Annotated in this window: 20 protein-coding genes; 2 read left to right on the forward strand and 18 right to left on the reverse strand. The window is 42.3% G+C overall.

The features are described from left to right. Nucleotides 1-80 precede the first annotated feature (80 nt). The 13 genes from CVD23_RS01540 to CVD23_RS01600 form a co-directional block, all read right to left on the reverse strand. Nucleotides 81-1,976 (reverse strand): LTA synthase family protein, encoded by a 1,896-nt coding sequence (locus CVD23_RS01540; RefSeq protein ID WP_101575618.1) that lies wholly within the window; start codon nt 1,974-1,976, stop codon nt 81-83. A gap of 358 nt (nt 1,977-2,334) precedes the next feature. Then, complete coding sequence (locus CVD23_RS01545) at nt 2,335-3,306, reverse strand: ROK family glucokinase (RefSeq protein ID WP_101664932.1); 972 nt, start codon at nt 3,304-3,306, stop codon at nt 2,335-2,337. Nucleotides 3,307-3,323: 17 nt separating this feature from the next. Next, nucleotides 3,324-3,533, reverse strand: coding sequence for a YqgQ family protein (locus CVD23_RS01550; protein WP_101664934.1), 210 nt, complete (start codon nt 3,531-3,533; stop codon nt 3,324-3,326). 166 nt (nt 3,534-3,699) lie between these two features. Then, nucleotides 3,700-5,160, reverse strand: a complete 1,461-nt coding sequence (locus CVD23_RS01555) for a spore germination protein (protein WP_101664936.1) — start codon at nt 5,158-5,160, stop codon at nt 3,700-3,702. A 376-nt stretch (nt 5,161-5,536) separates the two neighbouring features. Further along, nucleotides 5,537-7,093, reverse strand: coding sequence for a rhomboid family protein (locus CVD23_RS01560; protein WP_101665030.1), 1,557 nt, complete (start codon nt 7,091-7,093; stop codon nt 5,537-5,539). Nucleotides 7,094-7,248: 155 nt separating this feature from the next. Then, the gene (locus CVD23_RS01565; RefSeq protein ID WP_101575615.1) at nt 7,249-7,446 is read right to left on the reverse strand and encodes a hypothetical protein; all 198 of its coding nucleotides are present in this window, start codon (nt 7,444-7,446) and stop codon (nt 7,249-7,251) included. A 114-nt stretch (nt 7,447-7,560) separates the two neighbouring features. Next, the gene (locus tag CVD23_RS01570) at nt 7,561-8,517 is read right to left on the reverse strand and encodes an L-lactate dehydrogenase (RefSeq protein ID WP_101575614.1); all 957 of its coding nucleotides are present in this window, start codon (nt 8,515-8,517) and stop codon (nt 7,561-7,563) included. A 138-nt stretch (nt 8,518-8,655) separates the two neighbouring features. Further along, nucleotides 8,656-9,429, reverse strand: coding sequence for a DUF92 domain-containing protein (locus CVD23_RS01575; protein WP_101664938.1), 774 nt, complete (start codon nt 9,427-9,429; stop codon nt 8,656-8,658). Further along, entirely contained in the window at nt 9,422-9,991 is a 570-nt protein-coding gene (locus CVD23_RS01580; protein WP_180955493.1) for a 5-formyltetrahydrofolate cyclo-ligase, read from the reverse strand. Before CVD23_RS01580 ends, CVD23_RS01575 begins: the two co-directional genes overlap by 8 nt. Before the next feature lie 201 nt (nt 9,992-10,192). Then, on the reverse strand, nt 10,193-10,342 hold the full coding sequence (rpmG, locus tag CVD23_RS01585) for a 50S ribosomal protein L33 (RefSeq protein ID WP_101575611.1): 150 nt from the start codon (nt 10,340-10,342) through the stop codon (nt 10,193-10,195). A gap of 59 nt (nt 10,343-10,401) precedes the next feature. After that, entirely contained in the window at nt 10,402-11,034 is a 633-nt protein-coding gene (locus CVD23_RS01590; RefSeq protein WP_101664942.1) for a hypothetical protein, read from the reverse strand. 68 nt (nt 11,035-11,102) lie between these two features. Then, complete coding sequence (locus CVD23_RS01595; RefSeq protein WP_101664944.1) at nt 11,103-13,523, reverse strand: glycosyltransferase; 2,421 nt, start codon at nt 13,521-13,523, stop codon at nt 11,103-11,105. After that, a complete protein-coding gene (locus CVD23_RS01600; protein WP_101664947.1) occupies nt 13,520-14,212 on the reverse strand; it encodes a DUF4912 domain-containing protein in 693 nt (230 codons plus the stop codon). Before CVD23_RS01600 ends, CVD23_RS01595 begins: the two co-directional genes overlap by 4 nt. A gap of 354 nt (nt 14,213-14,566) precedes the next feature. On the opposite strand from CVD23_RS01600, the gene CVD23_RS01605 reads away from it, so the two are divergent. Further along, the gene (locus CVD23_RS01605) at nt 14,567-14,914 is read left to right on the forward strand and encodes a hypothetical protein (RefSeq protein ID WP_101575607.1); all 348 of its coding nucleotides are present in this window, start codon (nt 14,567-14,569) and stop codon (nt 14,912-14,914) included. A gap of 11 nt (nt 14,915-14,925) precedes the next feature. Next, complete coding sequence (locus CVD23_RS01610; RefSeq protein WP_101664949.1) at nt 14,926-15,417, forward strand: endolytic transglycosylase MltG; 492 nt, start codon at nt 14,926-14,928, stop codon at nt 15,415-15,417. 31 nt (nt 15,418-15,448) lie between these two features. On the opposite strand, the gene phoU is transcribed toward CVD23_RS01610, so the two are convergent. The 5 genes from phoU to CVD23_RS01635 form a co-directional block, all read right to left on the reverse strand. Next, nucleotides 15,449-16,108 carry a phosphate signaling complex protein PhoU gene (gene phoU, locus CVD23_RS01615; protein WP_101575820.1) on the reverse strand — a complete coding sequence of 220 codons (660 nt, stop codon included), beginning with the start codon at nt 16,106-16,108 and terminating at the stop codon, nt 15,449-15,451. Nucleotides 16,109-16,324: 216 nt separating this feature from the next. Further along, nucleotides 16,325-17,125, reverse strand: coding sequence for a phosphate ABC transporter ATP-binding protein PstB (pstB, locus tag CVD23_RS01620; protein WP_219619904.1), 801 nt, complete (start codon nt 17,123-17,125; stop codon nt 16,325-16,327). A gap of 79 nt (nt 17,126-17,204) precedes the next feature. Then, nucleotides 17,205-18,083 (reverse strand): phosphate ABC transporter permease PstA, encoded by an 879-nt coding sequence (pstA, locus tag CVD23_RS01625; protein WP_101575604.1) that lies wholly within the window; start codon nt 18,081-18,083, stop codon nt 17,205-17,207. Nucleotide 18,084: 1 nt separating this feature from the next. Then, nucleotides 18,085-19,026, reverse strand: coding sequence for a phosphate ABC transporter permease subunit PstC (gene pstC, locus CVD23_RS01630; protein WP_101575819.1), 942 nt, complete (start codon nt 19,024-19,026; stop codon nt 18,085-18,087). A 91-nt stretch (nt 19,027-19,117) separates the two neighbouring features. Then, nucleotides 19,118-20,086: a PstS family phosphate ABC transporter substrate-binding protein gene (locus CVD23_RS01635; protein WP_101575603.1), complete on the reverse strand. Its 969-nt coding sequence runs from the start codon at nt 20,084-20,086 to the stop codon at nt 19,118-19,120. Nucleotides 20,087-20,404 lie beyond the last annotated feature (318 nt).

Raw genomic sequence — 20,404 nt, forward strand, 5'->3', positions numbered from 1 at the left:
TGAGCCTCTAAATGGATAGCAGCCAGATTTTTCTGCAGAAAAAGGGCCTGCATCCGATTAATAAGATACAGGCCTCGATTTTATTCGTTGTTTTCTTTCAATCCACTATCTTCACTTCGATAATTCTCATTCTCATAGAAGCGAAGCAAGTCACCGTAAATAATTTTATCAGAGTATTCAAGTTCGTTCTTCGCTTTTTCCATGTAAGGCTCACACGCATTTTGGTCTGCTGCCGGCTCGCCAGTACTCTTGTCATAGCAAGTTTCCCGAGTGTATACATGGTCTTTCGTGATAAAGCTGCCATCACGCAGTACAGTGAATTCCATCCGGTCTGCCGAGAACAAATCTGCCCCAAACTGAATATCCTTTTTCGTATCAATGCCGAGAAGGTGCAGAATTGTTGGCTTCAAGTCGATTTGACCTGATACAGTCGAGATCGTTTTTCCTTCTTGACCAGGAATATGGATGATTAAAGGAACACGCTGCAATTGGGTGCTGACAAACGGTGTGACCTCTGTTCCTAAAAATTCGGTCATCGCCTTATTATGGTTTTCAGAAATTCCATAGTGGTCGCCATAAAGGATAATAACTGAATCTTCATAGAGCCCATCATCCTTTAATTTCTGGACGAAGTTCTTAATCGCTTCATCCGTATAACGGACTGTAGGGAAATAATTGTCTACCGTATTATTACCTGACGTATAAGGCTGAATAAATTTATCTTCTTCCCCCAATTCGAAAGGGTGATGGTTCGTCAGTGTGATGAATTTTGAATAGAACGGCTTCGGCATATCCTTTAAATGCTGGACAGACTGCTCAAGGAAATCAATATCCTTCAAGCCCCAGCCGACAGAGTTTTCCTCTCTGATGTCATAATCGATCATTGAATAAAAACGGTCATAGCCAAGGGAATCATACATAATGTCCCGATTCCAGAAGCTTTTATTGTTTGCGTGCAGTGTGGCCGTATAATAGCCGTTATTGCCGAGAATTTCCGGTGTGGCCGTAAACTCGTTTCCGGAATGTGTAAAGAAAACTGCACCACGGCTTAACGGATAAAGGGAGTTATCCAAAAGAAACTCTGAATCTGACGTTTTCCCCTGGGCCGTTTGGTGATAAAAATTATCGAAGTAATAGCTCTCTCCGATAAAATCATTGAGAAACGGTGTAATCTCTTCTCCATTTACCGTTTCGTTGATCACAAAGTTTTGCATCGATTCCATTGAGATTGCAATTACATTTTTGCCTTTCGCAATCCCGAACATGTCATCTTTAGGCTCCTTATAGTTGGCATGGACATAATTGTCGATGTCGACTAATTCACTGCCGTCAGCAAGAGCACGCTGTGCAGACGATTTCGATTGCAAAAACATGTCATAAAGATGGTAATTGTAAGTACCGATATTTTTGACAAGAATTTCACGGTCAAAGGTTCGTGTCAGCAGCTGTGGCCGTTCCGTTTCGGCAAGGCCCAGATTAAAAAAGGCTATCGCAATCGAGACAAGAAAAAACACGCGGCGGTTCACCTTTGAATATTCCTTAACCATGATGAATTTCGGCTTAAATTTAATGAGCAGAGCCAAAATAACAAAGTCTGCAAAATAAAGTAAATCACTTACATAAAGCAATTCATTGACACTGCTTCCCAAATCGCTCATATTGCTTGTTTGGAACAGTACAGGGACCGTTAAAAAGTCATTAAAGAAACGGTAAAATACTACGTTGGCAAACAACACAAACGAAATGAAAAAGCTGGAAATTAAGATGTAGCGGTTTCTGTTCTTTTCCTTCATAAATAAGCTGATTCCGAAAATAAATAACAGGAAGCTTAGCGGATTGATAAATAAGATAAACTCCTGCTTCCAGTTTTCAATTTTAATATCAAAGCTAGTTTTATAGACGATATAGGTTTTAAGCCAAAGCAGCACCGTCGCAATCGCAATCAACGATATCTTTGACCAGTTAAATTTTCGCATTCTGTTTTAACCCTCCCTGTTACATGCACAGATATGGAATGTTACATTTGTTTTTACAAAATAAGGATTTACTGTGAAGTAACCAAACATAATCTTAATACTTTTTTTACAAAAAATCAAATGCCATTTTAAACTAATATTATAGAATTATATATTAAGCTCTCTTTTCATACCCAAATCATTAGACGTTTGAAACACAAAAAAGTTTCACGTTTGTCCAATTTCAGAAAATTGAAACTTTATTCATGGCTGTCTGCAGTCTGCCTGACACGTGTCTTACCTGCGGTTTGGATAAAAAAAAGGAATTTTGGACTAGCCAGCCAAAATTCCCGAGCTCTTCTACAATAAGACCCGAATATTAATCGATTTTATTTTTGACAAGCCAGGCGGCACCGATAACCCCGGCGTCATTTCCCAACGTTGCGAGGGCTAATTGCGTTGATTTAGCGATCCGGGGAAAGGCATGGTTTACAAAGTGCTTCTGGACGGAATTGAGCAAAATGTCTCCGGCTTTTGAAACACCGCCGCCAAGCACGATCTTTTCCGGGTTCAATGTATTGGCAATGCTGGCTAACACCAGTCCGAGATGAAAAGCAACCTCGGCAACAACTTCTTCAGCAAGCGGATCCTGTTTAGTGGCTGCCTCAAAAACATCTTTTGCCGTAATCTCCCCATTGCGGGTAAAGATATCAACAAGCTCGCCCTTGTCTTCTGCGCCTTTAAGCTTTTCAGAAGCAAGCCGGACAATTCCTGTCGCGGATGCTACGGTCTCGAGGCATCCTGTTTTTCCACAGTTACAAGGAGCTCCTCCGGTGATAACGGACGTAATATGGCCAATTTCTCCTGCTGCCCCGTTAACGCCCTGGACGATGTCACCATTTGCAATCACGCCGCCGCCAACACCGGTACCAAGAGTGACGCACACGAGATCCTTCGCCCCGTTCCCCGCCCCTTTCCACATTTCCCCCAGTGCTGCACAGTTTGCATCATTATCTATGACTGCAGGAAGGGAAGTTTCCACTTCAAGTAAATCCTTTAACGGATATTCGTTTTTCCAGCCGAGATTAACCGCCTCATAGATGACGCCGGTTGTTAAATTGACCGGGCCTGGAGCGCCCATCCCAATGCCGAGAAGCTTTTCTTTCGGCTGGTCAAGCTCAACCAGTTTCTGATCAATCGCTTTTGCGATATTTGTCGTTATATTTTTCCCGCCATTTGCGATGTCGGTTGGAATTTCCCATTTATGTATAATTTCACCGTAAAGATTGATAAAAGCAAGTTTAGTGGTAGTTCCACCCAGGTCAACACCCGCGATCCATTTTTCTGACATCCTCTTCACCTTTTCTTTTAGCGATTTTTTCGTTTATCATATTCTCTGGCTATTTCGTTGCGAAGCAAGAGCAGTGCTGATTGAAATTGTTTTTCATCAATTAGCTGTGATTGTTTTAGCTCCTTTAATTCAGCTTCCATAAATTCAAGGTCTGCCAGTCTGTCCCCTATGTAAATGATCGTTCCAAACTTTTTCAGAAATTGTTGGACATCGTATATCGATTTCATTTTTTAACCTCGCTGATTGTGAATAATAGAACATGCGATCACGATTTAAGTATAGTCTAAAGCGATGGCTTGCTCAAGAAGAATGTGACCCGATTCAGTAAATAAAAAAGCCTTCAATAAGAAGACTTTTTAATGGCAAAATTTTTATGTAACTGGACCAAACCGGTTACCGGTCAGGGTCTTTTGGATGCAACATGCGCGGCCGCCTGTCTTTCAAAGGAATAGGTGCACGGACCAGTACTTCACGAAATGCCCGTGCGTTGAATGGAATGAATGGCCATAAATATGGAACCCCAAACGATTGCAATCGCGCCAGGATAATAATGAAGAGTGTAGCACCAATTGCAAATCCGTAAGCACCAAACATAGCTGTTGCCAGCATGAGGATAATGCGGACAATGCGGTTTGCAAGGCCCATCTCATAGCTTGGGGTCGCGAATGTACCGATTGCAACAATAGCGAGATAAAGGATCACTTCGTTTATAAATAGCCCGACTTCAATCGCAACTTCACCGATCATTAGCGCTGCTACCAGTCCCAGAGCGGTCGCCAATGATGATGGTGTATGAATCGCCGCCATTCGCAGCAAATCGATTCCCACTTCAGCGAGTAAAAATTGTAACAGGAGCGGAACCTGGCCCTCTTCATTCGGACCTATAAAAGAGAGATTTTCAGGCAGCAACTCCGGATTTGCAGCGAACAGGTACCAAAGAGGCAACAGAAAGATTGAAGCCCATACAGCTATAAAGCGGACCAATCTTAAATAGGCTCCAATCAGCGGTTTATTTCGATACTCCTCGGCATGCTGGAGATGATGCCAGAAAGTAGTTGGCGTAATGATTACACTTGGTGAGCCATCAACTATCAGGATTACATGTCCTTCATATAAATGGGCTGCTGCAGTATCCGGGCGCTCAGTGTAACGGACCATCGGATATGGATTCCAATGCCGTCCCGCTATGAATTCTTCAATCGTTTTCTCCGCCATCGGCAATGCATCAGTGTCGATTTTTGACAAGGAAGCTTTCAGTTTTTTAACGGTGTCCGGATCGGCAATATCCTCTATATAGCAGATCGCCGTATCTGTTTTAGAACGACGGCCGATTTGCATGTACTCCATTCTTAGCGTGCGGTCCCTGACCCTTCTTCTTGTTAATGCGGTATTAAAAACAATTGTTTCGACAAATCCATCTCTTGAACCCCTGACCACTCTTTCAATATCTGGTTCCTCAGGTCCCCGAACCGGATACGTACGGGCGTCAATCATGATCACCTTATCGACGCCGTCGACCAACAGTGCCGTCGGTCCCGCCAAAACGGTATCGACCGCTGAATTAAGATCATCGGTCGTTTCCACTTCTATATAGGGAATATACTTTTTGAGGAGCTGTTCCAATGGTTCATTTTCAAGCTGTTCCTTTTCAAGTTTCGCCAGCTGCCCCATGATGAAATGCAGAATTGTATCCTTTACCAGTCCGTCTATCAGATAAAACGCCATCTTCCTCTCAGCGTATTCAACATCAATCTGGATCACGTCGAAACTTTTGCCGACTCCCAGCTCTTTCCGCATAAAGGCAATATTTTCGCCTATTCGTGCATTCACCGGTACTTTTGGTCTTAAATCCATACTTCACCTCTAAAAACAGTATCCAACAAATCCAAAGTTTTCCTTATTGATACTTCCATCATTGACATGTATCAGAAAAAACATACGCGTCAGCATTTCTTCCGATAGCTTCACATATATTTTTCTTGTAAAGGACAACCAATCACCCCGGTAGATAAATGAGGTGTTTTTATGAAAAGAAAGGGTCAGATTCTGCTTTTTTAATAATAACGGCTTCCTTATTCTTTTTGTTTCGTCCGATAAAACTATTTTTTAGGCATCAAAAAAAAGGATGGAACTATCATTGATCCAACTGATAGTTCCATGCCTGTGATTTTGATTGCAAAAGATAAATCTCATTTATTGGCTGCTTTTGAAACAGCTGACGGGGAACCCGTTATCCTCCGGCAGCGGATTCAGGATAATCGTTAATCCTTTTTAATAACTGTTGATATTCCTCGTTGGATGGTTTGATTTTCACTGCATTTTCTGCATGGGTTTGTGCTTCTTGAACTTTTCGTTCTGTAAATAAGACCCATGCTAAATAATAATGAGCCTCATCGAAGCGTGACTCCTTTTCAATCGTTTCGAGCAAATGGCCTTTCGCCTCGTCATTCATTCCCAGTTTTAATTCCGTAAAGGCCAGTGCATACAAAAATTGGGCTGAACGATTTTCACTTTCTGGATAGTTTAAAAGTGTTTTATATGTCTGATCGTATTGTTGCGATTCGGCATATTTCCCTGCAAGTGAGAGCACCAATTGTTCATCCCTCGTTCTTGCTGTTTCTTCATATCCGTAATTTAACAGCCATCGGATCGAGCCAATACTTAGAATTAAAAATAGCAGCTGCATTAAAAGTTTTTTCTTTTCCGGAAAATGAACGACACCCGCTGCTAAAAAGCCGCCAGCAAGACCACCGATGTGACCGGCGTTATCAATTCCCGGAATAGCAAATCCCAATCCAAGATTGATTGCGATCACAACAATGACATTCATGCCCATCGTCCGAAAAAATAGCTTTGGATGAATGAGCCCGAAATAAAGGAGAGCGCCAAAGCAGCCGAAAATGGCTCCGCTTGCCCCGGCAGATAGGCTCGGGCTGAATGCGAAGCTGGCAAGCGACCCGGTAAACCCTGCAAATAAGTAAATCACAACAAACCGTATGTTGCCGTAAATCCTTTCTATCAATGGGCCGAGATAGAAAAGAGCGAGCGTATTCATGAATAAATGAAGGATGCCGATATGAAGGACAATCGGTGTGAAAAACCGCCACCATTCGCCTGCAATGATGTGCGGATTGGACTTCGCACCATATTCGATAAGCGTTGCAGTGTTTGTACTGCCTCCATTCAATTCAAGAATAAGGAACATCATCACTTGAATAGCGATAAAAATGTAGGAGAAGAACGGTCTGCCGTACTCAAAAACGGCTTTTTCTTTTTTGGCCTTATTTACAGCCTCGGTCAATGCCGCTTGCTTAACCGCCTCGACGTCCTGTTCCGTATATTCCCCATTGGCAGTGAATGAAATTGAATCGTGAAAATATTGTCCAACAGCTTCGAGTGCCGAAAGCCCGTTCGCCCGGTCGATGATATGGGTTGAGACCATGGTCTTCGGTAAATCCGGGTGTGAATACGGCTTCTCAATATGAAACGAATAATCATCTACAGGGGGATATGGGGTTACATAAATATTAACAACCTTCAATTCACGGTGGCGAAGCTGCTTGCGAATCCTTTCCCCATTCGTCGCCGTTAATTCAATATCGCGTTGCAGCCAATTTCCCCAATCAAGATTGTATCTCACCAGTCTGATGATTTGCGCCTGTTTTTGTTCAGTTTTTTCAAGCCAAAGCTCGGTTTGCTCATTGGATAGCTGAACGATCCGGTAATGTTGCTTGGAAATGAAATAAAGAGCGAGTCTCCAAAATAAATAATCTTCCCGAAAGCTCAATTTTCCCCCTACTTTCTTTGTTTCAGCACGGGCCCTGATAAAACTTATTTTATCGTATAAATACAAATCGTATATTCCGTTTTTAAGAAAATCATAAGGGTATGTGTAACAATTCTGATTACTTTTTTTCTGAAAAGAGACCTGCATCGGTCTTTTCATTTACCGCCGGCAGGTCCTGAGAATACGGTTTGCATCATTTTGTTTTTGACTCCCGGAATACTCATCAGGGAAGCAACGAAAAACCTTCGGCCTATTGGACTTCGCATCGCCGAATTGACTAACTTATAACGATTTTTAAACACAAAATAACCTGCGGTTCCAATTAAAAAAATTGAAGACATTATCCTGATCATAAACATCCCTCCTTGCACTAGTTTGATGAATAACCGCTTTTTTTATCCGCGCTGAAATCGCCGGCACTATAGAAGAACATGGCTATTCATGAACAAGGCCAATGGTCCCTTCAATTAACTTTTCCTTTTATAGACAGGGTCCATTGCCTTTTTCAGCACATCTACAGAATGGGTGAATTTCTCATTCTCCTCTTCGGTCAAATCAAGTTCAACAATTTCTCTTATTCCGGTTCGATTGACAACGGCCGGAACGCCAATATAAATATCTTTATGCCCGTATTCGCCGTGCAAATAAGCGGAAACCGTTAAAACAGAGTTTTCATTTTGTAAAATAGCCTTAGTAAGCCGGACCAGGCTCATCGCAATACCATAATAAGTGGCACCCTTTCGCTGGATGATGTGGTATGCAGCATCACGCACATTGATAAATAAATCCTCTAAATCATCACTGCGAATCTCGGCATGGCTCTCAATCCAATCGGAGACAGATCTGCCTGCAATATCAGCATGGCTCCAGACCGGAAGCTCTGTGTCACCATGCTCACCAATAATATACGCATGAACATTTCGGGTATCAACGTGAAAATATTCGCCAAGCAGAAAACGGAAGCGCGCAGTATCCAGGAGCGTTCCAGACCCGATTACCCGTTCCTTTGGAAGCCCTGAAAATTTCCAAACCGCATAGGTTAAAATGTCAACCGGATTGGTCGCGACGAGAAAGATTCCGTCAAAACCATTCTTCATCACCTGTTCGACAATCGATTGAAAAATCCGCGTGTTCTTTTCAACAAGGTCAAGCCTCGTTTCTCCCGGCTTCTGGTTTGCTCCGGCACATAGAACGACCAGGTCGGCGTTGCGGCAATCCGAATAATCTCCATACCATATTTTCGTCGGGGATGGGGCAAATGCCATTCCGTGGTTAAGATCCATCGCATCCCCCTCAGATTTTTCCTTATTTAAATCAATTAAGACAAGCTCTTCGGTAACCCCTTGATTCAAAAGAGCGAAAGCATAGCTGGACCCGACAGATCCAGTTCCGATAAGCGCTACCCGGTTTACTCCTTTTTGCATACCATTACCCCTTTGTTTACATAATTATCAATGACCTGTATACAGTGATATGAACTGGACTGTACATCGTACTTTAATCTATTTTCACCAATTGCTGGCAGTGTAAACGCGTCTTTACTCCATTTGGCTGCGAACCCACTAATATAAGAGCATTCCCGCTGCCGCCGCGATCAAACATGATAAAAAGTTGACGGCGTCATTATCAAATAGCCGAAAGCCCTTAATAAGCTGCGCCTGTTTGCCGCAATGGCTGTTTTTTTCGATCACTGAGCGGCAGTGAGTACACTGATAAGCTGCTTGAAGATATGCGCCTAAGAGAGTATCGATAAGATTCCCTGTGAACCCCAGTAAGAAAACCAACAAGGCAAGGGTAAAATTAAATTGAAATAAACATGCAGCTAAAATGGCAATCAGCAGAGAGCCGCACAAAGCAGCTACCGTCCCCTTAACGGTAACAGCACCTGAGGTCCCTTTCTCAACCCGCTGGAAATTCCTGATCAGCACTGGCTGGGTTTTACTGAGTGAGCCGATTTCAGACGCCCATGTATCGGCATTAGCGGCGGCAAAAGCGATTGAAAGACCGACGATCCAGACTGGATCATGCGTGTAATAATGAACCAAGGCCAAACATGCCGGAATGCCTCCGTTCGCAAGTACTTGTTTCCAATCTCTCCTGGAACCCTTTTCGTGTTTGTCGGCAAAAGCTTTCTCTCCGGCCCGATATTTTGACCATAAACTTGAACTGACAAAAAAGACCCCCAACAAGATTAATCCTTCCAGACCAGTTCCCGCAGCAATGGCAATGCCGGTCAGGACAGAGGCTATTGCCCCGCTTTTTGATAATGAATGAGATAAATAAGCGAGGATAGCAGACGCGACAACGAACAACGCTAAAATCACTGTATTACTCATCGGCAACAATTACTGCTGTCTCAGTAATAATTTTTGCAACCGGAATATCGTGTTCCTCAACTGGAAGTTCTTCGAACAGTTGCGCTTGAAACGCGAGTGATATTGCCTCGCCATGATAATCAGCTAAAAATCGATCATAATAACCACCGCCAAAGCCAATTCTAAAACCGCACCGGTCGAAAGCAAGGCCCGGGACAATTAATAAATCGATGCTTTCGGCATCAACTGCAGTTGTCAGCTCCTCAACAGGCTCGTATAATCCGAAAAACACTGTTTCCAGATCGGTAAAGCTTTCGATCGTGCGGAAGATTAATTGCTTTTGCGCCGGAATACATTTCGGCACAACGACACGCTTGCCAAGCTCCCAAGCTTTTCGAATGATTTGATATGTATCAACCTCTGGAAAATTTGATATCGTTACACCGATCGTCTTCGCTGCCCGCCAGCTCCTATCTTGATACAGCTGTGTCGCGATCCGATACGATTTATCCTCATATAATGGTTTGTTCAGAATAGCGAGCTGCTCTTTTACTATTTTCCGAATCTCATTTTTCCTGTTCATGAACACACACCCCCTGTTTATAAAGCTGTACAAAAAGAAAACCCGCTCGATAACAGCGGGTTTTTTAATCAGGAAGCATGGATTAAAAATGGGCTCCCTGTTTTCTCGTTGAATTTAAAATGCTCAGTCTCGCCGCTGACTTTCTATAACGTAAAAGTCGATTTTTTTATACAAAAAAACAGCAGGAATAACTCCCACTGCTTATTTTGTTTCGCGGTGTAAAGTAACACGTTTCAATCTTGGGCTATATTTCTTTAGCTCAAGACGGTCCGGGTTATTTCGTTTATTTTTTGTAGTGATATAGTTGCGATCACCAGTCTCTGTGCAAGCTAATGTAATGTTTACACGCATGTTATTTCCCTCCAAACTATGTGTAACTAGTTCGTGCATACGACTTTTCTATAATAGCATTATTTGCAGGGAAATGCTAGTCTATTTTTTAAAACTGCCTGATTGAAATAAAACAGCTCGTCCTGTGACGATCCTTTCATCATCCATGCATTGGCTGTGACTGTCTGCCTAGCTGCCAATTTCAAAGAAAGGGAGAAAATGCTGACTGCCAATCCTTTTGCCATCGGCTGATAGCGGAGCCGTCCTTTTTCAGCGCAGCTCCAAAAAGCTTCTGAACCAATATTCCAGAGTGGCTGGACAGTCGACTCCTCCATTGGTTCACCGTTATAGTGACCGTTTATTAAAAAAACATGGTCTTCGGTCAGATGAAAAATTACTTTTTTTACGGGGGAAATAAATGTAACATGGTCTTTTGTTGCATTTTCATAAGAATGCATCATGAGAACTTTGATTTCGGTTGGCTCGAGAGAATGATTTGTTACATACATATCATAAAAACGAATTTTAGAGTGGGGATGGTGTCTGTTCATTTTAATTGAAAGCAATTGTTCTGGTATAAGCTTTTCATAACCGCTATCTACCCAATACATCTTTCCGTTTACCCAAATCCCCGGCTTTGCTTTAAGTTGTTCCGTTTCCCTATATTCTGCTGGCACGTTTCCTCGAAAGAATGGACCATCTTTTGTTTTCATGTTTACACCTTTTATGTTTTTATTTTTTTTACTAGAAATGTGATCATATCTTTCAGATCAATGAACAACTAGATTCTAAAGTTTAAAAGGGCTTCGTCAAACACTCGCTTTGTTTCCTCGGCGATCCGGTTCCAGCTAAATAAGCTTTCAACCATTTTTCTGCCTTGTTCGCCAATTTCAAATGCCTTTTGCTCATTTTCAAGAAGCCATTCTGCTTGTTGGATCAGGTTCTCAGAGCTGCCCGGATCCATCAGCAAGCCAGTTTTACCATGCTGGACAAATCCTTTCAAACCACCTGTTTCTGAAACAATCACCGGCTTTCCAAAGCTCATTGCTTCAAGGGCAACAATCCCAAACGGCTCGTACAGGCTCGGAAAGATGGTGATCGAACATTCTGCCATTAGCGCGTTCCGTTGCTCGTCATTAATAAAACCGAGTAAATACACAAAATTTTCGAGTTGATAATCTTTTACCATTTTTCGATAAACCTCAAGCATCGGACCTTTGCCTGCAATAATAAAGTAAATATCTTCCTCAAGGTGTCTCATTTTGCTGGCGGCTTCAATTAGTGTTTCAAATCCTTTTTCAGCCACCATTCTCCCAATCGAGAAAATAAGTTTTTTATCATGGCAGATTGGAAGCCCGTTCAATCCTGAACTATCAGTGTCTGTACGGGGTGCTTTCTCGATCCCGTTGGCAATGACAGATATCTTTGTCGAATTCGTCCCAAAAATAAGGCCAAGTTCTTCTTTCATAAATTCACTGCAGACAATAACATGGTCCGATACATCAAGCAGTTTTGTTTCTTTTCTGTGAATCGACCGCTGCATTTCGGTATAAATGCCATTGTTGCGCCCATGCTCGGTTGCATGGATCGTCACTACTAAAGGAAGCTTCAGCAACTTTTTCAGAGCGGCGGCAGCACTGCCGGTTAGCCAATCATGGGCATGAATAACATCGAAATGGAAGAGTGATGAGAGTTCGGCTGCTTTTGAAGCGATTGCTACATTTAAGCCTCCCATCCACGCCAGGAAATCACTGTCTTTTTCGTTATATGCTGTTACCCTGTGGACATATACACCTTCCATTAATTCGAAGCGGACCAAACCATCAGCCATTGCAGTGATCACATGCACTTCGTAATCCTGCTTTGCGAGGCTGACCGACAATCCATGCACATGCCTTGCGAGGCCCCCGACAATATTGGGGGGATACTCCCACGTTAACATGAGAATTTTACACTTTTGATTGCGCATTTGATGCCCTTTTTCCGGTTTCACTTCATTTATCCATGTATCAACAGATAGGGAGGTTAACACAGCTGGCGGAAACCCTTTTGGGAGTTCGAAGCGATTGCCAATTGCCCCTGTCAAAAGAGCTGATTTTAATTGCTTGTAGTTGAAAATATGCTTATCAGCATCTGCTTTATTGAAGTGCTTCTTGCTTGCTATTTGCCCGGTTAATAAAGTCCATTCAACAATCATTTGTTTCATGACCGTTTTCTGATCGCTGGTCCCCTCAATCTTACCAGCTATTTGTTCAAGCTCTTTTTCAATTAAAAAGCTTTCTTCAAAATAAGGAAGAAGTCTTTCCTCCACCAGCTGTTCGGATTGGCCAAAAGGCAATGCCGAGGTGCTCAGGTGGATTTGTTCAGGCTCTTTCTGAACAACACCTGCCTGCTGCCAGCAAATGATTTTTTCATCGGCAAGATCGGTAATTTGCCCGATATAGTTGGCAAGATCGCTTGTAAAAAAAGTGAGTTCGAACGCGGTTGACAATATCGGCTGGTTGCTGATAGAAGCCAACTCGTTTACTTTCCTGCCGATCTCCATCGACAGGTCATCGATGATAAGTTCACTGATTGGAAAAACCGTCAGTCCTCTTGGAGTCTGAACCGGCTCAGCTCCTGCGGCCTTCGGGAGCGGGTCCCCATACTTTATCGCATGTTCATGTAGATAACTAAACTGGAACCCTTCATTCAGTAAATACAAATCCAGCCCCGGCGTGTGTGCACATTGCGGAAACCAGAATCCTTTCGGCTTTACATGGAAGTAATCCTCGAGAATCGAAAGCCCCTCGTTTATTTGTGACTTCATGCCGGCCGGTGTAGAAATAAATGGCAGCAATGCCCCTGTCGCCGGGCTGGCAAGTAACTCAAGCTTTCCATCCTTTATCAGCTGACGAATTGGTACAGATATCCGATATTCCCAGTTTGCCCATGCTTTAAGAATATGTTGATGTTCGTCATTTTTTTCTAAATATTCCGTCAACGCTTGTCGAAAAACAGGCTGATCGGCCAGTTCATAATAAACAGCTGGTAAAGCTAGCTGGAATACTGCATCATGGCTGCATGTTTGCAAATAGTCAAGAAAGCGAATTAGTTCTGCAGAAAACTTATAGGCTGGTACTTGCTGTGCTTCTAAGCAACTCTCAATATCTAGATAGGAAAAGTCTGAGTATAAGACAAGCTGAAAATTCACTTTTGTCATTCCCTCTCCTCTTTTCTAATCGTTTTCTCATAATAGCTGTAGGTGCTGACATGTTCAATCCAATTAGGAGGAGAATCATATTTTTCCATAAATGTTGTAATGTCCTTCAATAATTTTCCGCTCTGTTGTGCCGAAGTTCTTGTCATATGAATCGAATTAGATCGCAACAAAGGGAAAAATTTCGTTCCAGACAGTTTCACGCCAAGTTCTATACAGTAAGAACGATTTGGTTTCAGCCCTTTAAAAGTCCAGTTTTGCACATCTTCCGCGATCATGATTTCATGGTGTCCATGTGCATTATGTCCATTAAAAATAATTGAAGTGATATCATACAGGCGCAGCACTGTTGAAAGATCGTGATAATCCTGATCAAAGTATTGTTGGACGAGGTTCTTTATAAAGCGAGAAAGTCTCCAAAAGGCATAAACTTTGTCAGCAGAAACGCTCCACAAAACAAGCTCGTCTTGCGTTGTAAGAGGAGCAGAATCACCCAGCCCTGAAAAGCCGTTTCCAGCTCTGACGTCGATTTGCTCCGGTCTGGATACGATGCCAGTCCGCAAACCTTTACGTTCTTCATGTATATATTTTTTCCACTGGTATTGGACCCTACCGACAGTTGAGCCCAGCTCGAGGGCTATTTTACGAAACGAAAGCCCGTTCCTGCGAAGCTTTATAATTTCCTCAATCATTGCAGCACCTCATTTCATTATGACTAAAACGGATAATATATTCATGAACGCTTCTGAATGATGACCAAAAGGATTACTTTTATGTTAGCATTGAAAGGAAAAGCCCACAATAAACGCATTTTGTCGGATCTTGTATAAACCTGGATGAGTGCAGTGGAACTGATGTAAAACCTGCAATTTTTTTTAGGAATCTTTCATGACTAACACATGTTCCGACAACGGCCGTTTTTTAATCTTCTTTTTCCGACAATCCTTTTTCTGAAAAATTATTGATGCGAATAACATCGAAATTTGCTGTTTCTAATGGTAAAATATTTTTGTCATATATAAATGAACACAACTGAGGTGTATATAATGGAGTATTTGATGTTAGGGATGCTTGCCCTTTCAATACTATTAATCATTGTTTCGATATTTCTGAAAGATCCGCACAAGGAGATCCGCGATGAACTGGATGAATTTTCATTGCAGCAAATGCAGGAAATCTACCAAATCAAAAAGAAACTGGCTGTTCTCGAGGAAGAACTTCTTGTTTATGAAGATTTGCAGCCTTCGTTTGTTCCGGAAAGAAGGGAAGTCCACGCGATTTTAAAAAATCAGGTTATTTCTCTTGCCCAGCAAGGCTTAACGACTCAACAAATTGCCAGGCAATCGTCTCTATCGACGAGTGAAGTAGATTCGATTCTTCAGGAATTAGGATAAGGGGACGCGTTATGAATAAGCGAAGTGTAAGATCATTTGCAGTTGGAATTTTATTCACAGTAAGCTGCATCGGTTCATATTATTTTTTTATTGATGGACAACAGGCCCAGTCTGTTGATCAATCGATCAAGAAGCTCGAAGCTGAAGGCTATGTCGTTTTATCGCAAAATCATTTTATGGAACTGAAACGGACTGGTAAAGAACGAACAGAAGCGAGTCCGCCTGAGACGATCGAAAAAGAGAGACAAGAAGCGGCAAGTACAGAACAACCAGAACAGATTCCCGAGCAATCTGCACCTGAGTATCAGCTTGAAGTTACCAGCGGCATGACCTCTTCGGAAATTGCCAGCCTCCTTGCCGAGCAGAGCATTATCGAAAACCCTAGTGAATTCGAGTTATTTATGAGTCGTTCCGGCTACAGCACGAAAATCCAGGTCGGAACCTTTGAAATACATACGGACATGGATTATGAGGAGATCGGGAAATTGATTACAAAAAATTAAAGGAGCAAGCTTGCGCTTGCTCCTTTTTTTATTAACTATTCAAATCGTAGCGGCGTCCTCTAACTAAATAAATAATGCTTTCGGCAATATTCGTAGTATGATCAGCAGCTCTTTCCAGATAGCGGCATACAAATGACAGCTGGGTAATTTGCGGTAAGAATTCAGGCTTTTGAATACTTAGCTGGAGAAGGTCCTTAATGGCTTCCCCATATAAATCATCAACGTGATCATCCATTTCGGCAACCTTCTTGCCCTTTACAACATCTTCTTCCGTATAACCTTCTAAAGCAATCTGTAACATCTCTAAATTCAGCTTGTGCATTTGCTTGATGTGCTCGATTGGTTTTACGAGCGGCTCATTGCCAATCCTGATCGTCGATTTAGCAATATTGACAGCAAAATCCGCAATCCTTTCGATGTCAGTCGCAATCTTAATGGCTACGATAATTCTGCGCAGATCAATCGCTACCGGCTGCTGCTTGGCAATCAGCAAAATGGCAAGATCATTGATTTCCTCTTCCAAAATATCAGCTTTCGTATCGTCTTCCATAATTTCCAGCGCAAGCTCGATGTTTTTTGTTTCCAAAGCCTCAAGAGATCTTGTTAACGCCTCACTTGCCAATTGCCCCAATTCATTAAGCTTGCTTTGTAAATCATTCAGTTCTTCCTGAAATTTTTCCCGTACAACCATGTGATTGTCTCCCTTCATCACGCCATGATATAAGAAAAGTGCGAATGCCTTGTGAGCCTGTCGTTCAAAGCAGACAAATGCCGGGCCCACTAAGCGTGCCCCACCCCTGGTTTGTCGCCAAACAGTAAGTCGTGTACCTCGAAACGCTCAGTTTTTTAAACGCAGACAATAGTTATATTATGAAAAATCGCGCGATGTTTCGCACGATTTTTCTTATCACCCGAATCGACCAGTAATATAATCTTCCGTCCGTTTATCCGCCGGAGTTGAGAATATTTTATCCGTATCAGAAAATTCAACAACCTCTCCATTCAGGAAGAAAGCCGTTTTATCAGAAATACGTGCTGCTTGCTGCATATTATGCGTTACGATAATGATACTGAAGTTTTTCTTTAACTCCTGCACAAGTTCTTCGACCTTTAGTGTTGATATCGGGTCAAGGGCTGATGTTGGTTCATCCATTAAAATGACATCGGGCTCAATCGCAAGACAGCGCGCGATACATAAACGCTGCTGCTGGCCGCCTGATAAACCATAAGCATTCTGGTTTAAGCGATCCTTTACTTCGTCCCAGATCGCTGCTCCTCTTAAGCTCGTTTCAACAATTTGATCAAGGATCTTTTTATCACGAATACCATGAATCCTCGGTCCGTATGCTACATTTTCATAAATTGATTTTGGGAAAGGATTAGGCTTTTGGAACACCATGCCAACCTGCGTGCGTAATTCCTCTACTTTATAATCGCGATCAAGAATATTGCGCCCTCTGTAAGAAATCGTTCCTGAAGTGCGCACGCCAGGAATGAGCTCAATCATCCGGTTTAGAACTTTAATATATGTGGATTTACCACACCCGGAAGGGCCGATAATCGCTGTTACTTCATTTTCGAAAATATCAAGGTCAATATTCTTTAAAGCCTGGTTTTCACCATACCAGAGGTTCAAACCTGAAGTCTTATAAACGATGGATTTTTCGGCATTTTCCACGTTATTTCTTTGATCGTTCCCCATATTCATTACAACTGTCTTCTCTTTTGTCGTACTCATATGATTTCCTCCTTCATCCAAAAAGAAAAGTAACTTTATCGTCCAGGTCTTAATATCTCTTTTGAAATTTATTGCGGATGATTACCGCAATTGAATTCATTAACAATAATAGGACAAGAAGCACCAGAATCCCCGCCGCGGCAACGGCATGAAACTCTTCCTGCGGACGGCTCGTCCAGTTATATATCTGCATTGGCAGAACGGTAAAAGTGTCGAAAATCGATGTTGGTGTGAACGCAATAAACAATGGAATTCCGACTACAAGCAATGGGGCGGTTTCGCCAATCGCACGTGAAAGCGCGAGAATCCCCCCAGTTAAAATCCCCGGAATCGCAGCCGGAAGTACAACACGGACGATTGTCTGCCATTTTGTCGCTCCCATCCCATAAGACGCTTCACGAAGCTCTCTTGGCACGGCGCGAATCGCTTCCTGGGATGCGACAATAATAACAGGCAAAACAAGCAAGCTCATCGTCAGCCCGGCTGTAAGTACGCTATTACCCAAAGCAAGCGCACGCGCAAAAATGGTCAAACCAAGCAAACCAAATACGATCGATGGCACACCAGCCAAGTTCGAAATATTTACTTTAACGAATGCATTAAACTTATTTTTCTTGGCATACTCTTCTAAATATAATGCCGTTCCTACCCCAAGAAACAAAGAAACAGGCGCAATGACCCCCATCAGCCATATTGTCCCGATTAACGCTGTTTTTACTCCAGCTTGTTCAGGTCTTCTTGAAGGCAAGTTCTGCAAAAAGTCCAAGTTCAGATAGCCAATTCCTTGAGTGAATATCCGATATAGTAGAATCGCCAGAACCACTAATCCAAAGCATGTAGCAATGAAGAAGATTCCTTTGAAAAGATTATTTCGCATAATCCGAGCCGGCATTTTCTTTTCAACAATTTTTTGATCCACTAGTTTCATATTAGTATTCCTCCCTGAAGCGGCGAGAGATAAACTGTGCAAGCAGGTTCATCGCGAGCGTGAAAACAAATAAAGTCATACCCACTGCATAAATGCTGTAATAGATCGTCGTCCCAAAACCGGCATCTCCGGAGCTAACCTGCGCAATATAGGCTGTCATCGTTTGAATGGATGAAGTTACATCCCATTCCAGGCTCGGAGTTGACCCGGCTGCCAATGTCACGATCATCGTTTCACCGATGGCACGGGAAAGAGCTAAAACAACAGAAGCCACAATGCCGGAAACAGCTGCAGGCAACACGACTTTTATTGCTACTTCAAATTTAGTAGAACCAAGTGCAAACGCTCCTTCACGCATCGTTCTCGGCACCGATGACATTGCATCTTCCGAAAGAGAGGTCACCATCGGCGTAATCATAATTCCGACAACAATCCCTGCACTTAGTGCGTTGAAGAAATCCAGTCCAGGTATGAAACTGCGCAAAAGTGGCGTTACAAATGTCAATGCAAAAAAACCGTATACAATCGTTGGAATACCGGCCAGCACTTCTAAAATCGGCTTGATAATCCGTCGGGTTTTGTCTGAAGCATATTCACTCAAGTAAATGGCAGATGCGATGCCAATCGGTACTGCGACAAGCGATGCGATTGCCGTTACTTTTAACGTACCTGCAACAAGCGGTAAAATTCCGTATGACCCCGATGTTTCCGAAAACGGATACCACTTAGTAGATGTGAAAAATTCCGCGATTGAAACACGGCTGAAAAACTCAAATGTTTCAAAAATAAGTGTAAATAAGATACCAAAGGTTGTTAAAACAGAAATAACCGCTGTTCCCAACAGAATAATCGGGACTACTTTTTCCATGATGGTCAGCGTGCCTTTTCTTTGCTTTTTTGCTTGAATCAGCTCGCGTACTGAGAGAGACTGTGCTGTTGACATTTTATTGCCAGCCAAAATAAAAAACCCCTTTCATCCACATGACAAGATGAGAAGCACCAAGGAAGGGCTTCCCATCTTGTCAAAACCAGTATTACTTCAATCCTTCAAGTGTTTCCAATCCTGCAGTATAGTCTTCTTCAGGAAGGCTTACATAACCAACGTCTTCTGAAAGCGCGCCAGCGTTTTCAAGTAAGTATGTCATGTAATCGTACACATGCTCTTCTTTTACTGCTTCATTGCTTACATAAGTAAATAATGGGCGGGAAAGTGGTGCATATTCTCCGCTTTCAACCGTTTCATTTGTCGGTTCAACCGGACCTTCACCATTATCAATCGGTACTACTTTTAAGCTGTCTTTATTTTCAACATAGTATGCGTAACCGAAGAATCCGATCGCATTCTTGTCATTGCCAACGCCTTGAACGAGAACATTGTCGTCTTCAGATTGTGTTGCGCCTTGAACCATTTCTTCGTCTTCAAGGATCACTTCGTTCCAATAATCATAAGTTCCGGAGTCTGTTCCCGGTGAATAAAACTTAATTTCTTCTTCCGGCCATCCTTCACGAATATCGGACCATTTCTTTGTTGTACCATCATTGACCCACATTTTTTTTAGTTCTTCTACCGTTAAATTATCAACCCAGTCATTATCAGGGTTTACAACCACTGAAAGGCCGTCGTTCGCAAGTTTAAATTCTGTGAATTCAATGCCCTTTTCTTCTAATTGGGCTTTTTCTTCATCTTTAATTGGACGGGATGCGTTGGCCATATCGGTTTGGCCGGCAATAAACTTTTCAAATCCGCCGCCTGTCCCGGAGAATCCTACAGATACTTTCACATCCGGCTGTTCCATTTGATATTCTTCAGCAACTGCCTCCATGATTGGATATACAGTTGAAGATCCGTCGATATTAATGTCACCTGATAATTGTGCGTTTTCAGTACCTGTGCCTGAATCGGTGTTTTCATTGTCCCCTTCAGTTCCGTTTCCACATGCTGCAGTAACTGCGAGCAATGTACTCATCACTGCTGATAGTGCCAAGAACTTAAACTTTTTCATTTCTTTTGGTCCCCCTAAGAGATATGGTTGTTTTGTCCTACATGTAATACATTAAAGCTAAACTATTAATCGCGTTTTAACACATTGTAAAGGTTTTGTAAATTTAGCTGAAATCTGTGTAAAAATGTCGAAAGCAGGTAAAATTAATAATTTGCATGCGCTGTCTGATCTGGATATTTAAAGTTTTTTTTACTATACCCAAAATCGCTGAATTAAAATCGCCAAAATTAAAAACACACCAGAAATCAGTGAAATTTAACTTATTATACCCTAATAAAAAAACTGCTTTCAGTTTTCGAAAGCAGTTTTTTTGTTTGT

The organism is Bacillus sp. V33-4 (assembly GCF_002860225.1).
Classification (GTDB): Bacteria; Bacillota; Bacilli; order Bacillales; family Cytobacillaceae; genus Bacillus_BJ; species Bacillus_BJ canaveralius.